The organism is Paenibacillus sp. J22R3, from assembly GCF_056269305.1.
Genome location: NZ_JBWDNS010000001.1, coordinates 585,124 through 605,583 on the forward strand (window position 1 = coordinate 585,124; position 20,460 = coordinate 605,583).

General features: G+C 47.1%; 18 protein-coding genes. 17 read left to right on the plus strand and 1 reads right to left on the minus strand.

Going from position 1 to position 20,460, the window contains the following annotated elements; genetic code table 11:
* Positions 1-120 precede the first annotated feature (120 nt).
* From AC0YN4_RS02640 to AC0YN4_RS02715, 16 genes are all read left to right on the plus strand, one after another.
* Positions 121-1,041: an ABC transporter permease gene (locus AC0YN4_RS02640; RefSeq protein WP_475780910.1), complete on the plus strand. Its 921-nt coding sequence runs from the start codon at positions 121-123 to the stop codon at positions 1,039-1,041.
* Positions 1,035-1,895 carry a carbohydrate ABC transporter permease gene (locus AC0YN4_RS02645; protein ID WP_475780911.1) on the plus strand — a complete coding sequence of 287 codons (861 nt, stop codon included), beginning with the start codon at positions 1,035-1,037 and terminating at the stop codon, positions 1,893-1,895. Before AC0YN4_RS02640 ends, AC0YN4_RS02645 begins: the two co-directional genes overlap by 7 nt.
* Before the next feature lie 79 nt (positions 1,896-1,974).
* On the plus strand, positions 1,975-3,522 hold the full coding sequence (locus AC0YN4_RS02650; protein ID WP_475780912.1) for an extracellular solute-binding protein: 1,548 nt from the start codon (positions 1,975-1,977) through the stop codon (positions 3,520-3,522).
* A 96-nt stretch (positions 3,523-3,618) separates the two neighbouring features.
* Entirely contained in the window at positions 3,619-5,703 is a 2,085-nt protein-coding gene (locus AC0YN4_RS02655; RefSeq protein ID WP_475835051.1) for a hypothetical protein, read from the plus strand.
* Positions 5,704-5,869: 166 nt separating this feature from the next.
* Positions 5,870-6,613: an SDR family NAD(P)-dependent oxidoreductase gene (locus AC0YN4_RS02660; protein WP_475835052.1), complete on the plus strand. Its 744-nt coding sequence runs from the start codon at positions 5,870-5,872 to the stop codon at positions 6,611-6,613.
* 117 nt (positions 6,614-6,730) lie between these two features.
* On the plus strand, positions 6,731-7,360 hold the full coding sequence (locus tag AC0YN4_RS02665; RefSeq protein ID WP_475780915.1) for a TetR/AcrR family transcriptional regulator: 630 nt from the start codon (positions 6,731-6,733) through the stop codon (positions 7,358-7,360).
* Positions 7,361-7,729: 369 nt separating this feature from the next.
* Positions 7,730-8,158, plus strand: a complete 429-nt coding sequence (locus AC0YN4_RS02670) for an organic hydroperoxide resistance protein (RefSeq protein WP_475780916.1) — start codon at positions 7,730-7,732, stop codon at positions 8,156-8,158.
* Between the two features lie 41 nt (positions 8,159-8,199).
* Entirely contained in the window at positions 8,200-8,535 is a 336-nt protein-coding gene (locus AC0YN4_RS02675; RefSeq protein WP_475835053.1) for a thioredoxin family protein, read from the plus strand.
* Between the two features lie 164 nt (positions 8,536-8,699).
* A complete protein-coding gene (locus AC0YN4_RS02680; protein WP_475835054.1) occupies positions 8,700-10,151 on the plus strand; it encodes a spore germination protein in 1,452 nt (483 codons plus the stop codon).
* Positions 10,152-10,171: 20 nt separating this feature from the next.
* Complete coding sequence (locus tag AC0YN4_RS02685) at positions 10,172-11,260, plus strand: GerAB/ArcD/ProY family transporter (protein WP_475835055.1); 1,089 nt, start codon at positions 10,172-10,174, stop codon at positions 11,258-11,260.
* Entirely contained in the window at positions 11,257-12,333 is a 1,077-nt protein-coding gene (locus AC0YN4_RS02690; protein ID WP_475835056.1) for a Ger(x)C family spore germination protein, read from the plus strand. Before AC0YN4_RS02685 ends, AC0YN4_RS02690 begins: the two co-directional genes overlap by 4 nt.
* A gap of 93 nt (positions 12,334-12,426) precedes the next feature.
* Positions 12,427-12,852, plus strand: a complete 426-nt coding sequence (locus AC0YN4_RS02695) for a MarR family winged helix-turn-helix transcriptional regulator (protein WP_475835563.1) — start codon at positions 12,427-12,429, stop codon at positions 12,850-12,852.
* A gap of 92 nt (positions 12,853-12,944) precedes the next feature.
* Positions 12,945-13,283 carry a DoxX family protein gene (locus AC0YN4_RS02700; protein ID WP_475835057.1) on the plus strand — a complete coding sequence of 113 codons (339 nt, stop codon included), beginning with the start codon at positions 12,945-12,947 and terminating at the stop codon, positions 13,281-13,283.
* 283 nt (positions 13,284-13,566) lie between these two features.
* Entirely contained in the window at positions 13,567-16,905 is a 3,339-nt protein-coding gene (locus tag AC0YN4_RS02705; RefSeq protein WP_475835058.1) for an Ig-like domain-containing protein, read from the plus strand.
* 178 nt (positions 16,906-17,083) lie between these two features.
* Entirely contained in the window at positions 17,084-17,890 is an 807-nt protein-coding gene (locus AC0YN4_RS02710) for a class I SAM-dependent methyltransferase (RefSeq protein ID WP_475835059.1), read from the plus strand.
* Between the two features lie 31 nt (positions 17,891-17,921).
* On the plus strand, positions 17,922-18,410 hold the full coding sequence (locus AC0YN4_RS02715; RefSeq protein WP_475780925.1) for an NUDIX hydrolase: 489 nt from the start codon (positions 17,922-17,924) through the stop codon (positions 18,408-18,410).
* A gap of 160 nt (positions 18,411-18,570) precedes the next feature.
* On the opposite strand, the gene AC0YN4_RS02720 is transcribed toward AC0YN4_RS02715, so the two are convergent.
* A complete protein-coding gene (locus AC0YN4_RS02720) occupies positions 18,571-18,987 on the minus strand; it encodes a VOC family protein (RefSeq protein WP_475780926.1) in 417 nt (138 codons plus the stop codon).
* A gap of 326 nt (positions 18,988-19,313) precedes the next feature.
* On the opposite strand from AC0YN4_RS02720, the gene AC0YN4_RS02725 reads away from it, so the two are divergent.
* Positions 19,314-20,144, plus strand: coding sequence for a PPK2 family polyphosphate kinase (locus AC0YN4_RS02725; protein ID WP_475780927.1), 831 nt, complete (start codon positions 19,314-19,316; stop codon positions 20,142-20,144).
* Positions 20,145-20,460 lie beyond the last annotated feature (316 nt).

The following is a 20,460-nucleotide window of genomic DNA, read 5'->3' on the forward strand; positions in this document are numbered from 1 at the left end:
CGAAATTGTCGGTTTTGTACTTCATTTCGCAAGATCACTGTATAGTTGAAAGCTTCGAAGCCTTGTTATACTTGGTTTGCGTAATTGAATGCGCTTACACATAGAAGCGAGGTGAACCTTATGAACCAGCGAGTTGCCGCCTTTGGAAGTAACATTTGGCGTTTCAGAGCTTATTACTTGATGCTCTCACCCGGACTTATTTATTATATCGTCTTCAAATACATCCCGATGTATGGCATCATTATCGCTTTCAAAGACTTCAACATCATGGACGGGATCTGGTCCAGCTCGTGGGCTAGCCCATGGAACAAGCATTTCATTACCTTTTTTCATTCACCGTATTTCTCGCAGCTGCTAACGAATACCTTTCTGATCAGCTTCTATAAATTACTCTTCGGGATGATACCTCCCATAGTCATGGCGCTGCTGCTTAACGAATGTCGGATACGCTGGTTTCGATCGCTCATCCAAACCTTAACGTATATGCCTCATTTTCTGTCTTGGGTGATCATATATGGCATTCTGCTTGCGCTTCTGTCCCAAAGCTCCGGTTTGCTGAATCAATGGTTGAAAGATGCGGGAGGAACGGCAATTCCCTTCCTAACCTCAACGTCTTCCTTCCGTACCATCCTGGTCGGATCGGAGATTTGGCAAAATCTCGGCTGGGGAGCCATCATCTATTTGGCGGCAATTGCCGGCATCGATCCAACGCTATACGAGGCGGCTCGGGTGGACGGCGCGGGAAGATTGAGAATGATCTGGCACATTACGCTTCCCGGTATTCGGACCGTTATCATCATGCTGTTGATATTGAAGCTGGGCCATATCCTTGATGCGGGCTTCGAACAAATTTATATCATGTACAACATCCAAGTCTATGCCGTCGCTGACATTCTCGATACTTGGGTGTTCCGTACCGGCCTGCAGCAGCTTAACTTCAGCTTGGCCTCGGCGGTTGGATTATTCAAGGCTGCGATTGGATTGGTTCTTGTGCTGGGGTCGAACAAACTCGCGAAGCGGTGGGGAGAGGGCATATGGTAAAAAGCACGAATGACCGCATCGCCGATACCGTAGTTTTCGCCATTCTGCTCGTGTGCGGGCTTGTCGCGGTATTCCCTCTTCTGTACGTTCTATCCGTTTCGCTCACACCGTTCAGTGAAGTACTTAAGAATGGAGGCTTCATTCTTGTGCCGAGATCAATCACATTTGGCGCCTACCACAAGCTGCTCACGGAATCGAATATTCCTCGCGCCTTCGGGGTTACAGTACTGATTACCGTCATCGGTACGATACTCAATATGGTGATTACGGCTTTAATGGCGTTTCCTCTAAGCCGCAAACAGCTTCCGGGACGCAACTTCTTTCTGATGATGGTAGTCTTTACTCTGCTGTTCAGCGGCGGGATCATACCGACTTATCTGGTCGTCAAGTCGATCGGGCTTTTGGATTCCATTTGGGCCATGATTTTGCCAAACCTGGTATGGAGCTTTAACGTGCTCATTATGAAAAGCTTCTACGAGTCGCTTCCTGAGGAGCTGTTCGAATCCGCAAGAATCGACGGGGCCAAGGAATTCCGTATCTTACTGCAGATCGTCATCCCGCTATCCGTACCGGTAACGCTGACTATCGGATTGTTCTATATGGTGGGTCACTGGAACGAATTTTTTCAAGCGATTATGTACGTAACCGATCGGACGCTGTTCCCCCTTCAGGTGGTTGTGCGCGAGATATTGATCCAAACCCAGCAGCCGCTGGAAAATGCCGATAACATGACACCGAGCGAGACGCTGCAAATGGCTGCCGTTATTCTGGCCAGTTTGCCCATTATTCTGGTATATCCGTTTATGCAGAAGCATTTCACTAAAGGCATGCTGCTAGGCTCTGTCAAAGGTTGAAGCTCGGCGACCCGTTACTGCAGGAACGGGAATGACCGGTTTAACAATATAAGCGTATAAACGAAAGGGGATCTAACCAATGAATCGAATGAAAGCTGTTGCCGTCACGCTAAGCAGCCTTGTGCTTGTATGCAGCTTACTTGCAGGCTGTTCATCGGGCAATTCCTCGAATGCTTCGAACAAGAACAATTCCGAAGCATCTGGCGCAAGCACCGCGAATTCCGGTGAAACGAAAGGCGAGATCAAGCTCGATATCATGGAGACCGGAAACAATTTACCGACTCCGGACAAGGATTTCATTAAACACGCTATTGATAAAGCGATTCAAGCAGATGTGAATTTAACCGTATATGCGTCGGGCGATGATTATCAAAACCAGCTGAACGTACGGTTGGCATCCGGTAATTTCCCCGATTTATTCCAAGTATCGGATCGTGCCGCACTGAAGCAATTCGTGGATCAAGGGCTTGTGCTCGATTTAACCCCTTACACGGATAAACTGCAGCCGGTGAAGGATTTCATCGGCGGTGAGAGCTTGAAGAAGACAACGATTAACGGCAAGGTGTACGCCGTTCCGAAAGCGCCAAGTATACCGTATAACACCTATTGGATACGCAAAGATTGGCTCGACAAGCTCGGCCTTCAGCCGCCTTCTACAATTGACGAGTTTCTGAATGTAGTGAAGTCGTTCGCAGAGCAGGATCCGGATGGAAACGGCAAGAACGATACGCTCGGACTTACCGGCAGCAAGCTTTCCACGTTCTCCCCGATCTTCGGCGCATTCGGCGTAGGGGACCCGAACACGTTCTACGTCAAGGATGGGAAACTGAACAATTCGATGTATGATCCGGCAATGATAGAGGCACTCGGTTTTATTAAGAAGCTGATTGACACCGGCGCTGTAGACCCGGAGATTATGGCCAATACCGGTCTTCAGCATCAGGAGAAGGCGATTAAAGGGCAAGCAGGCATCATCTGGATCGATTGGCCGAACCTGAGCAAGGATCAGTTCACCGAGCAAATCAAGAAAGTAAATCCAAACGCGAATTGGATACAGCTCGCACCTCCTAAAGGGCCGGGCGGACAGTTCGACGGACCGTACGATCTAGGCGGCACCACCGGCATCTATGCGATCCCCAAAGCGCTGGAAAACGACAAGGAAAAACTGCAGAAAGTATTCGATCTGTTGAACTTCGTTTCCGGTAAGGAAGGTTCAATGCTGGTACAGTTCGGCATAAACGGAACGCACTACAATTTGGAAGGCGATAAGGTCACGCCGACTGCGCTGATGGGCAAGGAAGCCGGATTTACTTGGCTATATCAGTTTACCGGACGTCCCGAATTAACCTACTTAGAGACGAAATTTGCGCCGCAGTCCACCTATATCCAATTCGCCAACAGCCAGCCCAGATTACAAATTCTGAACGGGTTCCTGACGAATCCGGAAGGGTACAATCCGGCGGATACCAGTCGTTTCATAGATGAAGAATTCGTTAAATTCATCTATGGCAACAATCCGTTTACGAAATACGACAGCTTTCTTCAAACGCTTGAATCAAGCATGAACTTCAAAACGTACTTGGATGCATCGACCAAACAGCTGGAGGAGCTCGGTTACGGCAAATAAGGTAAGAGGCTAGAGCGCATCCATTGTGTGTAAACGCTTTACAGGATTAATTTACCAACTCAACCCTGGCAATGACTACGAAGTCGGAGGTAAATTATGAGCAAATGGTATAGAGGGTATCTTGGTGATGCTTATAAACTATTTCTCTTATTCCTGCTACTAGTGCCGTACATCCCTGCCGGAAGAAGTACGCTCGCGGAAGGGTTGAAGCTTACAACCGGAAACTATTATTACAGCCCTGCTCCGGATGCAGGCAATTCTCCCGACTACGGGGCAGCCGGCTTGGTATCCTCAGAGGGGGGCAAACTTCTTGACGACCTGATGACGACCTATGCCGGTTGGATGGGAAGCGCCACAGCCAAAGGAACGGTACAAGTGGTGTTTGACCTGCTGAAGGACTACCCGCTGGACAGCATTAATATTGTATTGAATTCGCCAAATGGCTATTGGGGCTATAAACAATTTACGGTGAAATACCGACCCGAGGCTACGACGGACTATTATTATATTGCAGGCAAGCATGTCAGATCAGGAACCGCCTTGAACGATTCGGTTAGCATCCCGATGAACAACAAGACGGCCAGATTTATAGTCATCGATATTAAGCGCTCTAACGCTTATCAGCATATCCCGCTTACGGAAGTGCAAATCGTCAGAGGTACAGGCGATGAAGGACAGATTGCTGCACCTGCTTTTACCGTAGAGCAGATGCAGGCTGAACTGAAGAAAGACGCTTTGATGGTAGATAAATACGGACAATGGATCTATGATACATGGGCCGGAAAGGTTGAAACGGACGCTCAATTACAGGCGGATTATGCGAATGAGGCGAAAGCGCTGGCGAAGGTGTCGCTTGACCGCCGACAATATGATCCGTTCGGCGGGATCAAAAGCGGAGGGCAGCAAGCAGCCACCGGATTTTTCCGACTTGAACAACTAGATCATAAATGGTGGTTTATTACGCCTGCCGGCTACAAGTTCATTCTAAAAGGCGTGGATGCGACAAGCATATGGGAATGGGGTTACGGAACACCGTATCAGCATATCGACGGCACGCCTCGCCAAGTCTTCGAGGAGCTTCCGGATCCGAACATTTACGCGCCAGCTTACGCAAGTGACTTAAACGGAGAAAGAGTCAGCTTTGTCATCGCCAACATCATGAGAAAATACGGCAGCGACTATGAGTCGAAGTGGGAAGAAATCACTAAGAAGCGAATGATCGATTGGGGCTTTAATGCTTTTAGCAAGTGGACCCGACCTAACCATGTTACATTCCCTTATATACAGGTGTTGCAAGATCCTATGAATTTAGAAAGAATTCAATGGACCTACGATGTGTTCGATCCGCAAGCGAAGTCCATGATCGACAACGCTCTGAGACCGCAGCTTAGAGAGGCGAAGAACGACCGGTGGTTGATTGGCTACACTTACGATAATGAGGCGGGATGGTCGACCGATATCGTCAGAGAGATTTTGAATTATGACTCGACTTCTGCGGCTAAGAGAGCTTTTGTGGATTTTCTTGCACCTCGATACAACAATGATATTGCTGTCCTTAATCAGCTTCTGGGTACGGACGCTGAATCATTGGACACCTTGATGAATACATCGATCGCAATCGCGAAAGTTCCGGCTGTCGATGTATCGGACTATATCAAGCTGGCATCCAAAACGTATTTCTCGACAATCCGTTCGATAATCGAGAAATATGATACGAACCATTTGTTCCTAGGCTCATCAATCGTTTCTACCTGGCGAACCAGTCTGGATTGGGATTCGGCAGCCATGGAATTCGTAGATGCTTTCTCTGTTGATATGTATTCGAAGGATACAAGTTGGCTTGCCAGATACGAGGCATTCGGTAAACCTCTGTTGAATCTGGAGTTTACATTCAGTACGAGTGAGCGCGGGTTAACGCCCGTCAATGCGGCTACAGCAACGGCCGGTATAGCGGACAGAGGTGCGGCTTTCAAAGCTTTCATCGAGAAGCAAGCAGCGCATCCGCTGTTTGTCGGCTCGGGGTGGTTTGGGTATTTCGATCAGGCAGTCACCGGACGCAAAGACGGCGAGAATTTCAATACCGGTTTGGTAAACCAGCAGGACCAGCCTTATACGGATATGGTCAATATGATGAAGAGTGTCAACGCAGAGCTGGAAGCGATTCATGAGAATGGAGGGTAGGATTTGCTGTAATAACAAGCTCGAGACGAATAGGTCTCGAGCTTGTTTGGTTTCCATAGCCTAACAAGAAGGCTTTTTTTGGAGTTGACAATCCAAAATCAAATTGTTAGTATGAGCACAGAAGTTTGGAGTGAACACTCCATAAATCGAAAGGGGATAGGATAATATGAAATCAACTCAATCTACAGCACTTATTACAGGAGGAACAAGCGGTATCGGGCGAGCAATTGCGAATCAGCTTGCTGCACAAGGCATCCACGTCGTGGTTGCGGGGCGCAATGTGGACCGTGGCGAACAGACCGTTGCGGCAATCCGCGCAGCGGGAGGAAAAGCAGATTTCGTGCAAACGGATCTTCGCGACGCGTCAAGCGCAAGAAGCTTGGCGAAGCGCGCAATTGAACTGGGCAGCGGGCGAGTTGATATTCTTGTCAACAATGCAGGCGTCTTCCCGTTTGGACCGACGCATGAAACAATGGAGGATGATTTTGATCTCGTGTACGCACTGAATGTCAAAGTACCTTATTTTCTAGTCGCAGAATTGGCGCCGCTGATGGCGGAAAGCGGCAAGGGGGCCATCGTCAACATATCGACGATGCTCGCCGATTATGGAATGTCCGGTATGAGTCTTTACGGTTCGAGCAAAGCAGCAATCAACCTGCTTACCAAAGCATGGGCAGCCGAATACGGCCCAAGCGGTATCCGTGTCAATACCGTCAGCCCCGGTCCTACGCGTACGGAAGGCACCGAAGCAATGGGTGAAGGACTTGATCAGCTTGCTGCCCAAGCACCGGCAGGGCGTCCTGCATCAGCCGATGAAATCGCTGAGGCCGTCGTCTTCCTCGCGACGGATCGTGCCAGCTTCATTCATGGCGCAAACCTAGCCGTCGATGGTGGACAAACTGCAGTTTAATTATTAACAATCTCACCGTTTTTATTAGAGTAAAACCGATCCAGGCAAGATTCGAAACTCATCACATCCTAACGTTTATTAATGGATTGCATCATCCAATTTTGGTATACTACATGCATGGAAAATATAATGGATGTCCAAACGCCAAAGCAGCGGCTGACAAAAAAGGGAAAAGAGACACGCGCGCGTATCGTCGCCGCCGCAGCCAAATTAATGTTTGATCGCGGCGTTGCCGGCACAAGCGTGGAAGATGTGCAGCGGGAGGCCAAGGTCAGCTCCTCCCAGTTGTACCACTATTTCAAGGAGAAACGCGATCTCGTATTAGCTGTCATTGTGTATCAAACCGAACAAGTGCTTGATGCCCAGGAGCCTCTGCTAAGTCATTTGGATAGCATGGAGTCGCTTCGCATGTGGCGCGATGCCATCGTGAAGCTTCAGATTGAACGGCAATTCCAAGGCGGCTGTTCAATTGGCTCGCTTGCCAGTGCGCTTGCGGATACAGATCCGGCAGCGCGCAGCGAACTCGTTGCCGGCTTTATGCAGTGGGAACTGGCTATTCGCAAAGGACTACGCGCTATGTATGACCGTGGGGAGCTGAGAGCCGACGCGGACCCGAACCATCTCGCGCTGTCGCTGCTAACTGCGCTTCAGGGAGGCCTTCTTCTTACTCAGGTTCGGAAGGAGACGAGCCCGCTCGAAGCTGTATTGGACGCCATGCTTGCGCATATCCGCACGTTCGTCGTCTGATTTGCCGTCCGATTAAATCATGTTTCTTCTGTAGTTGATATTGTTACTTTGAAGCCGCTAATGATAGCGGCTTTTTTTGTTGTGCTCCAAACTTGAGCACTTATTATTTAATTCGCTTGACTACAAATAAAGGGCATGATAATATAACTCATGTAACCAGCAAATATAAATATAGATGGTTACTTATTAAGTCGTCAAAGGAGGATGGATGAGAACGTAGACGACAGAAAATGGATCGAATGATAGCACGGATAACGAGTTCAAACGCGATGAATACTAATGAACACAAGGATATTATTATCGTTTATAAACACAAATACACAAATACACAAATACACAATTAGATCATGAATAGGAGCGAATACAATCATGAACATTATCGAAAAGAAACTATATACAGCTACTGTTAACGTACAAGGTGGAAGAGATGGGAAAGCAGTTTCCAGCGATGAGAATCTAAATGTAGATTTGCGATATCCGAAAGAGTTAGGCGGTAACGGAGAGGGAACGAATCCGGAGCAATTGTTCGCTGCAGGATTCGCGGCTTGCTTTGAAGGCGCGATGGGCACTGTCCTTCGTTTGAAAAAAATCAAATCGGATGGCATTTCCATTGCTTCTAGCGTCACGCTCGGCAAGGATGCGAATGACGGCTATGCGCTTGCTGTAACGCTGGACATTACGCTTAAAGGCGTAGAGCGCAGCATTGCGCAAGAAGTCGTAGATGAGGCACATAAAGTTTGTCCTTACGCCAAAGCGACTAAAGGAAATATTGAAGTCATCTCGAACGTAATCGGTTAAGACTTATGAACGCACTTCAATGTAAATAAGGAGGTTATAAGATGGAGGTCCATGCATTATTCAAAGAAACGTTTCAGGGACAAATAAGTCATGGAATCACACTTGTAGACTTCTATAAGCCAGGAAACAACGCTTGTCTAGAGCAGCTTAACATTGATCATAGCCTGGCTCAGGAAGTTAGATATCAAGCTGCCGTAGTCAAAGTTAATATAGATCAGGAGCAAGAACTTGCAGCAGAATACGATGTGTCGAGTGTGCCAACCTTATTGTTGTTCAAAGATGGTTATAAAGTGGAGACTTTAGTCGGACAACACAGTAAAGAGGCATTGCAGAAGTACATCATCAGCTATGCAACAATGAGCGACTCTTGCGTTTGACGGTTCTTAACGGCAGCCATACAGGCTGCCGTTTCTTCTATATCATTGGCTTTGAATACGTTTGCGCAATCGCAATAATCAGGGATTATTGCATAATTTAGGTATTGCGGAGAGACAATAGTGTAACTTTGAGATATTGAAATGTAGGAAAAGAGTGATTAGAAATGACTGCGGTCCCTCGACAATGGAAGGAGCTTCGTGAGTCATCGGATTTCGTATGCTATGAACATCCAACGAACGATGAGTCTTTTTTCATCGGCTATTTTCATTCCCTCTTGGAACCGAACGTTTTGCACGATCATATCCTCGGTCCACTGAGCAACGAATCGAATCAGACTTTCAATGAATTGTACCGTTCGATTCCGGTTGGGGAGAAAGAAATAAGTAACGATTGGGATACGATTCAAGGCAAGCTTCTGCGGGGATATGTCGTCATTCAATATGGTCTGCAATCGGATCAATGCATGGTGGTCAATGCCGCGACAGCCAAAGGACGAAGCATTTCAGCGCCTGAGATCGAATTTACGGTGGAAGGGCCCAAAGAGGCTTTTGTAGAAGCATTGAACATGAATCTCAATTTGATTCGTAAGCGAGTGCCCTATCCCGAGCTGCGCGTTAAGGAGTTTGAAGTAGGGGAAATATCAAAGGCCAGAGTAGCGGTATGTTACATAAAGGGATTAACGAACGAACAATATTTGAATACGTGTATCCAGCGCATTACGGATGTTCAATTCGATCAAATAACGAATATCACAGTCCTTCAACAAATGATTGAAGATAATTCCAACTCCATCTTCCCGCTGACGATCGGAACCGAAAGGCCGGATTATGCGGCTTGGGCACTTTCATCGGGGCAAATTTGCGTGTTGATGGACGGTTCCCCGATTGCGGTTTTTGCACCGGTCAATCTGGGGTATTTTTTTATCACCTTCGAAGACTATTATTTGCCATGGATCGTTGGCTCGATTTTACGTGTCATTCGCATGTCTTCCGTGCTGTTTTCCGTGTTTTCCTCCTCCTTGTATATTGCCGTGATGACTTATCACGGTCAGGGCATTTCGAACGTTTTTTTACCCACGATCGTTTCTTCTAGGATGAATGTACCTTTTCCGCCTTTCGTGGAAGTGCTCATTCTGGAGCTTGTCATTGAACTGCTTCGGGAGGCAGGCGCCAGATTGCCTACCAAAATCGGTCAAACCATCGGCATTGTCGGAGGTATCGTGCTCGGCACAGCGGCTGTCGAGGCTGCGCTGACAAGTAACTTTTTATTGATTATTGTAGCGTTATCAGCATTGGCCTCCTTTACTACCCCAATCTTTCGAATGAGCGCCACCATACGACTTCTACGGTTTCCATTTATCATATCCGCTCAATTAGGAGGGCTGCTTGGCATTTTCATTTGCACCATTGCTATTTTTGCGCATTTGCTTCGATTAACGTCACTTGGAATGCCTTATCTCGTTCCGTTTTATCCCTTCCGCGCTACGGATGCATATGACACCGTGATACGTCCTTCCTATTCTAAGTTTAATCATCGCTTCAGCTACTTTAGATCGCAAAGACCGGTAAGATTCAATAAAGAACAACCAAAGAGGAAAAAAGACATCGACGAATGAGCGGCTGGAGGAATGCGAAGATGAAGGCAGTGGAACCTGCGCGCTTGACAGTATCGCCTTATCTGGTATTTCCGTTGGTGCATGCCATGCAATTCGGCTCCGAATATCTCGACATGTCCATTAAACCGATCCAGTTCGCCGGCAATGACACATGGATTTCAGTTCTTATTTGCGGGCTGTGTTTTCACGTCATCATCTGGATGATTTATGGCATACTTAACAGCAACAAGACGGATCTGCTCCAAATTCACCAACGATTCTTCGGCAAATGGGCGGGCAGCGGGCTAAACATGATATTCATCGTTTACTTCTTGCTCCATGCAAGTTTGTTAATGAGACTGTTTATCGAAATCGTACAAGTGTGGCTGTTTCCTGAACTCGCGACATGGCTGCTCGCGTTGGTGCTGCTTCTTCTTGTTTATTATATCGTTACGGGCGGTTTTCGGGTGATCGTAGGCATCTGCTTTTTCAGCTTATTTAGGCATCTATTAATCATGTCCATGCTATTCTCGGCCGGGTATTTTCATTTCAATAATTTGTCGCCTATCATGGATCATTCGTTGAGCGAGCTGCTCATGGCGACTAAGGAGCTGACATTCCCCTACGTAGGCGTAGAGATGATATTCTTTGTATATACGTTCATCAAGACGCCTGAAAAGTCGCACAAATGGGCACAATTAGCGAATTTTATTACGACATTATCCTATCTTGTCGTTGTTCTGTTTTCATTGTTGTTGTTCAAGATCGAACAATTATCCAATCAATTATGGCCGCAATTGACCAAATATAAATTCGTAAAGTTCCCGTTTATCGAGCGATTCGAATTCGTTGGCGCTTCTGCGCAGATATTTTGGATTATTCCGATCATTTGCCTTTGTATATGGGCTTCCAGCCGGGCGGTTAAAGTCATGTTTTCCGTTAAACAAAGGACGGTCTTGCCGATTTTTCTGGTTGTTGTGTTTGCCGCCGTAAGTATGATTGCAGGCCGCAATCAAGTCGAAGCACTTCAAGCCCTGTTAGCCCAAATCGGCTTCTATATGATATTTGCGTACATCCCGTTTATGTATCTGGTCGATAGGGTCAGAGTGAAAGTGAAGAGCACGGTATGAGCCGTTTATTCCTGTCGCTAGCGGCCATCTGCTTCCTGTTAACGGGGTGCGCTACACAACAAATTCTGGACAGAGTTACCCTATTTATCGTCTGCGCCTTCGATGAAGCTCAGAACGATCAAATCGAAATTACGATAGCGACGACCAGGTTTCAGAGCGGGAAGCCCGGCTCGATCTCCAATCAATTACTCTCGAAGGTCGGCTATACGAGCGTAGGGATTAGGGAATTATTGGACACGCGATTGGACAGACCTCTCAATTCGGGTAAGCTTTCCGTGGTTTTAATCGGAGCAGAGCTGGCAGCAAAGGGACTTAGGAACGAATTGGATATGGTTTTACGTGACGCGCAAGCTTCTCGAAGGATGTATTTGGCTGTTGTTGACGGAAGTGCAAAAGAAGTACTGCGGAAGAATTTCAGCTCGGATCAGGAAAAAGGGTTGTACTTGTTTAACTTGCTCGATATGAACGAACGTGCGAATCTTGTGCCCAAACAAAATCTGCATGAGTTCGGCTATGCCTTTCTGGGTAAAGGAATGGATCCTCTATTACCTATACTTAAAGCACAGGAAGATCAAATTTACATTGCGGGCCTGGCTTTGTTCAAGGATGACAAATATGTAATGAAGCTGAATGATAAGCAGATGAGGGTCATGAAGCTGCTTAAAGAAAATGTGAAGCGCGGTGCAATTGAAACGAAGCTGAACAACGGATCTCACGTTGCGGCCGAAGTTATCGGAACAAAGGTGCGTTATCGGATCGACAAAGATAAAGAACGTTCGAACTTGTCGTTAAACCTTCATTTACCTGCCCGAATCGTCGATTCAAGGGCAGTGACCTTGAATCGACCCATGATTGAGCAAATCGAAGCCAGTTTCGAAAAAGATCTAACCGATTCCGGAACGGAACTTATTAAAAGGTTTCAGAAAGATGGAATCGACCCGCTCGGTTTGGGGGATTTCGTTAGGAGCAAAACGAGAAATTGGAACGAAGAGAAGTGGAATAGAGAATATGGCTCGTTAAACGTACTGGTGAATGTAAAGATGGATATTGAAGAGACCGGAATCACGAAGTGAAGCTGCCGCTTAGGCGGCTTTTTCTAGGCTTGATTTTAAATGCTATAGCATATAAAATAGGCGATAAGGCGCTTGATGTCAAAGGAGACGATTATGGAACTGTATGATTTCACGGGATTTCAGATTCATCGCACAGATGTGAAGATGAACAATTATTTCACGAAGCAATTAAAGCCATTCGCAATTACGCCGGATCAATGGGGCATTCTTGGTGTACTGGACGGCGATAAGGCAACGACTCAGAAAGAGCTTGCGGAAGCCATTGACCGGGATCAAACCACGGTTGTTCGAATGATTCATTCTTTGGAGAAGAAAGAGTTTGTTCAACGCTTCGTTCATGATACGGATAAACGTTCCCACAATCTATACCTCACCGACAAAGGAATGGAGCTTAAATCGAAAGTGCTTCCCGTTGTCATCGCAGCGCATCATTATGCGACAAGATATTTGAGTAAGGTGGAAATCAAGGAATTGAAAGCAATCCTCGAGAAGCTGTATGCAGCCGTTAATGATGAGTAAAGGGGAGATGAGCAGCATAATCATTAACGCCTTATGCATGCTATAGCATGTAATATTAAAAAATAAATCATGAGTTAAAGGAGCTACTTCAAATGATAACGATGATTTTGCAAGTAATTGTCGGTGTGTTTTTCATGTTCACGGGGATTAGAATTATAAGCGGCAAAATGGCGCATGAATTCAAACGCTTCGGACTGCCGCCGATGTTCAATCTCATGACGGGGTTTATTGAGATCGTTAGCTCGATTGGGATGATTGTTGGTATTTGGTACTCTGTTACAGCCGTGATAGCCGGACTTCTATTAGCCGTAACGATGCTTGTAGCGGCCTTCGTTCTTCTTGTCGTTGCCAAAGATCCAATTGCGAAAGCAATTCCGTCGATCGTGTTATGCTTGCTGTCTGTAGGAATCACCATTGACCTCTTGGTATAACCGGACTTATGCCATATTGAAATAAAATTAAAGAATTCTCATCATCTCTTACTCTCAACAAAATGATACAAAATGTCTCTCGCAATGATTGAGGTCATAGATTTAAAGCCCTTGTATAAAAGGGGTTGATGTTGGTTTTCCTAGTATTTATGCGTATAAATGCGAGTTTTGACAGATTTCAAATTGAATTTGTCAGCGCAACATTTCGTAACCTCCATGCGTTATAATAAACAGCTTTTCGACGCAGCGGGTCTTCATGACTCGCGGAAAAGGAGGTTAGGGTATGAATGTAGTACGTAAAGTGCTGATCGCATGGCTGCTGTTGGCTCTTGCGATTCCGGCTTTTATTGCAGATGCGGATTCGCTTTCCACGCAAGCGAAGTTCGAGGTACTAAAGGGAGAAGGAATCTTCACCGGAATGGGGGACGGAAGCGCAGGACTTAACCAATCGATGACGCGCGAACAATTCGCCGCCGTGCTGTTCCGACTCTGGGGGTTATCAGACAACATCAACACGGTAAAGTCGAGCTTTAACGACGTGTTGAAGTCGAGATGGTCTTATCACGAAGTGGAGGCTGTGAATCAGGCTGGGCTCATGACGGGAACAGGCGTGCGCAAGTTCTCTCCCGCCGCTAATGTAACGGTGGAGCAACTGGCTGCTGTACTGGTTCGAGCATATGGCTATGGAAATGGCAGTTCTACGGTTGCAGGCCTCGTATCTGCATGGGCAAGGAGTTCGGTCAGTGCCGCGCTCGATCACGGCTTTATCTCTTACCAGAGCAATTACAAAGCAGCCGCTACCCGCGGGCAGCTCGTCGACGCCGCTTATGCCGTTTATCAACAGCAGAACCAACATAAGATTCAGGTGAGCAGCATTCAACCGCTCGCGAACAGTATCATTCTAGTGACCCTGAAGCAAAAAGTCGCCTCGATTGATCTGTCTGACTTCTCGTTAAAGGACGATCAAGGTACGGTTATCGCGATCAGAACAGCGACTCTGTCATCGGATGGCATGACCGTTACGATCTTGACGGGGCCTCAACAATGGAATGTCATCTACACACTCACGGTGGACGGAACGGGCTGGCGTTATTCCGCCGTTAGGGATAACAACGACGGCACGACTGACACTCGTCCTACCGTAACCAAGGTCGAGAACCTGGGAGATCGGACGATTCGGCTGACGTTCTCTGAGCAGCTAAGCCGCTCCACGGCAGAGGATCCGGACCATTACGACATCGTTTCAGGTAACCTTAGTCTCTATAGTTTTGCGTTATCCGACGATCGACGCATGGTCACGATCACGACGAGCACGCAAGAAGACGGTTATCTGTATCGGCTGTCCGTATCCGGCGTGAAGGATCTAACAGGCAACACGATGACTTCCCGGAGCGACTTGTTCTTCTACGGCATTTACGACCTCGATGGATCGAAGCCGACTGTCGTTAGTGTCGCCGGTCAGAACAATTCGACAATCCAGGTTGTCTTCAGCGAGAAGGTCGACGCAAGCGACGCTCGCAATGTGAACAACTACAGCATCAATAACGATTTGTACGTCACCCGCGTGACCATCGCGAGCGATGGCAAAACGGTAACGCTGTACACCAACGAACAAGTGAACGGCAGGGAATACAAGCTGACGATTCGCAATATTGCCGATCTAGCCGGTAACGTCATGGACGCGCGGCGCGATATTGTTCTCAAAGGCACGAACGATCACGATAAGCCTGAAGTCCAATCGGTGTCAGTACTTAGCAATTCGACCGTCGAAGTGCAATTCAGCGAGAAGGTTAACGAGGGTCAGGCGAAGAACGTTTCGAATTACACGATTAACAATAATCTCAGAGTAACGAATGTCATTCTGGGTAGTGGCGGAGACACAGTTATTCTTACGACGACGAAACAGACGGATGCCGTGCTGTATACGATGACGATTCAAGGGATCTCCGATCTGGCAGGAAACGCGATGGATAAAGCGACGAACCTGTATTTCGGAGGCCTTGTCGATTACAGCTCTCCGACCATTGTCGGCATTCAAGCGGCAGCACGCCAAGTGGTCTTAACGTTTAGTGAGCGTTTGGAAGCGAGTACGGCGAACCGCGTGAGCAACTATAAGCTGGGCAGCGATCTAGGAGCAGTCAAGAGTGCGGTGTACGACGATGCGAAGAAGTCTGTCACTCTCACGACCAATACGCAGACGCCGGGCGACGTTTATTCCGTCACCATCAATCATGTGAATGACCTAAGCGGCAACGAAATCGCGGCGGATACACGCATCCAATTCGTCGGCAGCGATCGCGAAACGTCCGGATCGATCGAGTTTCAAAAGCTCGAAATTGTCAATCAAAATACGGTTCAAGCAACGTTCAGCCGTGCGTTGTCCGACTCCGAAGTCGGCTCTCTCGACTTGACGATTCTGAAGGATAACAACCGTAATGTCGACGTGAGCGGGTGGAGCGAATACGTTGTCCGCAAGTCCGGCACGAATAACGTGGTTGTCATCCAGCTAAAGACGAAGCAAACGGGCAATCCTTCCCTGTTCGTCGCGGGGCATGTCTACACCGGCCGCATCTCTGATTTGCCTGGTTTGGTCAACACGGACGGGGCGAATCAGAAGGTATTCCCAGGCACGGAGAAGAAGAACGACGAACCTTACGTTACCCAAGTGTCGGCGCTGAACAACAGGGCGATCAAGGTCACCTTCAGTGAGCCCGTTCGTAACGTTAGCGCGTCTGGATTCAATCTTCTGCGCGATGACGATTCGGCGATCGACATTGCCCGAGATAGCCTGAACGAAACGAACAGAATCGTGACCGAAGTGACTCTATATCTAGACGAAGATGTGCGGTCCGGCAAGACTTACTTCCTGCGTTTCAAGGACAGTATCAAGGACGCGGCGGGATGGAACGCCATCCGCACGCAGGACGGCACGAAGCCTTATCAAGTTGTGTTCGCGGGAACGTCGACTACCAATCAGGCACCTACGGTCACGAAGATCGTTTCGACGGACCGCTACACATTCGAGCTTCAATTCAGCGAGCCTATATGGCTTGATGACGATGGGGGCTTCTCGCTGTACGCCGTATCCGGAGGAAACGACATCGACATTCAATCAAGCGGAAACGCGAGCTACGTCCTGTCCCCGGACCTCAAGTCCATCACGGTTTACCTGAACGCCGACCAGCTGGATCCGCTGAAATCGAATCAGCGCTATCGTTTGGAATACGATTCGAATCACGGACTGATCGTGGACGATCAAAGGGATAAGCTGGAGGACTCTGACAACAGCAGCGTCTATGTCTTTACCGCATCAAGTGCGAATAATGCCATTCCTTATATTGCGAAAGTAAACGCGCAAGGAACGGAAATCAAGATTACGTTCAGCGAACCTATCAAAGGCTACTCGGATGAAACTAATTTCTTCAACATCGCAGTAGATGGCAAACAAATCACGCCCACGGAAGGTCGTCTGGACGGGCAAACAATCGTATTGAAAGTGCCGTCGCTAGCTTCGGGCAAGATCGGAACGATCTCGAGTACCAGCAAAGGGGTCGACTCGATCCGGGATTACAACCGTTTATCTCCGGACCCGGATGCGATATTTACGTTCGGCGTACAGTAAGTAATCCCTATCGAATGACGTTTAAAGGAGGACCCTCGTGGTCCTCTTCTTTTTGATAATAAATGATTTACAGGGGAACGTACGTGCGCTATGCTTGAATGGCACCAAATAATGGAATTCCTACTGGGCGATGTAGAGGCGTTCTGCAATTTATTTAACATGGATTGGGGAGGACGACATGGTCAATAATTCTGCAATTCGAACAAACATAATAGGTGGTAGTGAAGTTGGTGCCATCTCGGTTGACATGGATAAACGCAGCATTCATGAAACGAATAGCTTATTTTGGAATACCAAAGGTAATGACGTGTTAGGAGGAACCGCACTTCCGTTCTATGGAGCATATGTCTCGGAAGATAGTTGCCGGCTGTTTGGCGATGTCTCGGGGAAGAAGATGCTGGAAATAGGTTGTGGAAGCGGGCAATCCTTGCAATACCTAGGGGAACGCCAAGCATCTGAGCTATGGGGGATGGATCTGTCTGCAAACCAACTGGAGAAGACAAAGCAGCATTTGACGGCATGCGGTCTTTCGGCCACATTAATCTGTTCGCCCATGGAAGAAGAATGCGGTCTGCCTAACAATTATTTTGATTTTGTTTATTCGGTTTATGCGATCGGCTGGACAACCGACCTTGAGGGAACTTTTCGCCGCATAGCGTCTTACTTGGTAAAAGGCGGGGTATTTATTTTCAGCTGGTCTCACCCGATACATAAATGTGTTACCACAGAAAACGATAGTCTTGTATTTAAGAAATGTTATTTCGATGAATCTTGGTACTCGGTAACTCTTGGTGAAAGTACGCTAACCTTATCGGACCGTAAACTATCGACTTTTGTGAATGCGTTGGCAAGAGAGGGATTTGTAATTGAGCAAATGATTGAAGAATCGGATGAAGAATTAATGATGCAGTCGAGTGACCGCGATTTTGCAAATAAAGCAAAGATGCTTCCCGTAACCTTTGTAATCAAGGCGCGAAAATTATAGAGTTTTGATGTTGAAATGGAGGAGGTTTGAAATGGGATTCCCGACACATATCGTATCTGCCGGCGGAATTGTAGAGGATGGCAACGGAAATATACTATTGGTCAAAGCTCATGATGATGGCTGGGTTTTCCCAGGTGGCATTATTGAAGTCGGTGAAAATCTGATTAACGGTGTGATTCGTGAAATCAAAGAGGAAAGTGGAATCGATGCGACCGTAAGCCATTTGATTAACATTGTTTCTAATACAGGTTTACATAAGTGGTATGACGGCGTGACGGATGTCCCTACGAAGGTCATGTTTGATTTTGCGTGTAAAGCGGAGGGAGGCGTGTTAACTACCTCGGATGAAACAAGCGACTCTCGTTGGGTTCCAAAGGATCATGTCTTGGCGTTTCTGACTCTGCCATTCATTCGTATTCGCTACGAAAGCTATTTGAATTTTAACGGCTCGGTGAATTATTTGGAGTACACTACTCCGACAACGTCAGAATGTGAAGTCAAGGTACATAGGCATGTTTAATAGAACTGCTGAACAATCTTGATCAACACGACAAGGCGAAATTGAATAAAATGCCGTTCATGCCATAAATGCCGGAACCCTATGAAACATAAGGGTTTCGGCATTTGGCGTTCTGGTGCTTACTTTTTTATGAGATCAATCAAGGTATCTCCAGAATTGTTTACCCCTGCGGGATCGCACTTTCATCCAAAAAGCCGATTTCCCATTGATGACCGTCTAGGTCTAGGAAACTTCTCTGATACATGAAGCCGAGATCTTGTGTGTCATTTGCAATATGGCCACCTGCTGCAATCGCTCTGTTAACTAACTTGTCCACTTTGTCGCGGCTCTCGACCATTAATGCAATCAAGACTTCGGTTGTTTTGGATGAGTCCGAAATCTCTTTCTTGGTGAAGGTCTTGAAATACGATTCCACCAACAACATGGCGTAAATGTTTTCTCCGATGACCATGCAAGTTGCATTGTCGTCAGTGAAGTTTGGGTTGAACTCAAAACCTACTTCGGAGAAAAATGCCATTGCTTTCTTCAGGTCTTTTACTGGAAGATTAACAAACATACTTTTGGCTGTTTCTGCCATCCCGATCACCTCAAATATACAGTAGCACTATGCTAAATTGAATGTCAAACCAAGAACTGTGTTCATAACCGGCTAAACTATTATTCTATTAGTCCAAGCACTTTCACTTTCTATGAACAACTTTGCTACTCTCATCTTAAGCAGTTTGCCATTGGCAGCTGCTTTTTTCATTAACGTATCGCAACAAAATACTGAATACCTATGTACAAAATGTGGGATAATTATCTAAAAATGCTCCTCTCGATTCAATTTTAGTAGGTATGGTTAAATTTTGTTCATTACGATCGAATTCGTTGAGAATTGATAAGTGTCTGAGGAGGGGTCTTATGTTGAAGAACTATCGGCTGACCAAAGCAGTCAAGCACGGTCTGGGCCACTTCGATCCGAATGATACAGGCGGCTTCGGAAGCAAAGAAGAGATACAAGATGAGTTCCAACAGATGGAACGGAAGCTCCGCAATCTGCAGGACAAGTTGTTTGCTTCGAAGACGAATGGTGTGCTCGTCTTGTTCCAGGGGATGGATTGCAGCGGGAAGGACGGCGTCATCAAGAAGGTACTGTCCAACTTGAATCCGCAGGGCTTTCGAGCGGAGAGTTTTAAGAAACCGACTATTGAAGAGTCTGCACATGACTTCTTATGGAGAACGCATAAGGTCGTCCCTGCCAAGGGTTATATTACCTCATTTAATCGTTCTTATTACGAGGATGTGCTCATTACCCGGGTGCATGGCTTGATAGAGGACAAGGAAGCAGCAACTCGGATGAAGCATATTCGGCATTTTGAGAAGCTTCTAACGAACAATGGCGTGTTGCTGATCAAAATTTTCCTACATATTTCACCTGAATTTCAGCTTGAGAAAATCCGCGAACGGCTCAGCAACCCGGAGAAGCTATGGAAATTCGATCCAAGCGATCTCAAAGAGCGGCATTACTGGGATAAATACATTGACGCATACGAAGATGCTTTCCGATACACGGCAACCAATCACGCTCCGTGGCATATCGTCCCAGCCAATGAACGATGGTTCCGCGACTACTTAGTGCTCCGGACGATTATAAGTTCCTTGGAGAAGCTGGACCTCTCTTATCCGGAACCGGACATCGAGACACAAAAGCTTCTGGAGCAACTTCAATCGAGCGCTTCCCTGTCCCAATAGTTGGAGCAACCCCTATGTAACTGTTGCTTACAGTGTATTTAATATCCGAAGCATCAGCTTGTAGGACAAGCTCGGCGGGGATATTTGGTTGCCTGTACCGCACAGGTATAGATCATGCTTAGGCGAATAATAGGCAAAGGCTCCGGATAATCCGGAATGTCCCATCAGGCCCGAAGGAAGCCATAGCAAGCGGAATATGAAGGGGAGAGTCCTTATAGTAAAGAGGGATAGCCGCTCCGCCCCAAGTCAGTCGCCTGTCTCCTGATTCCACTTGAACAACAGCTCCGAAAATATGTTTATTATCTACCGCTGAGTG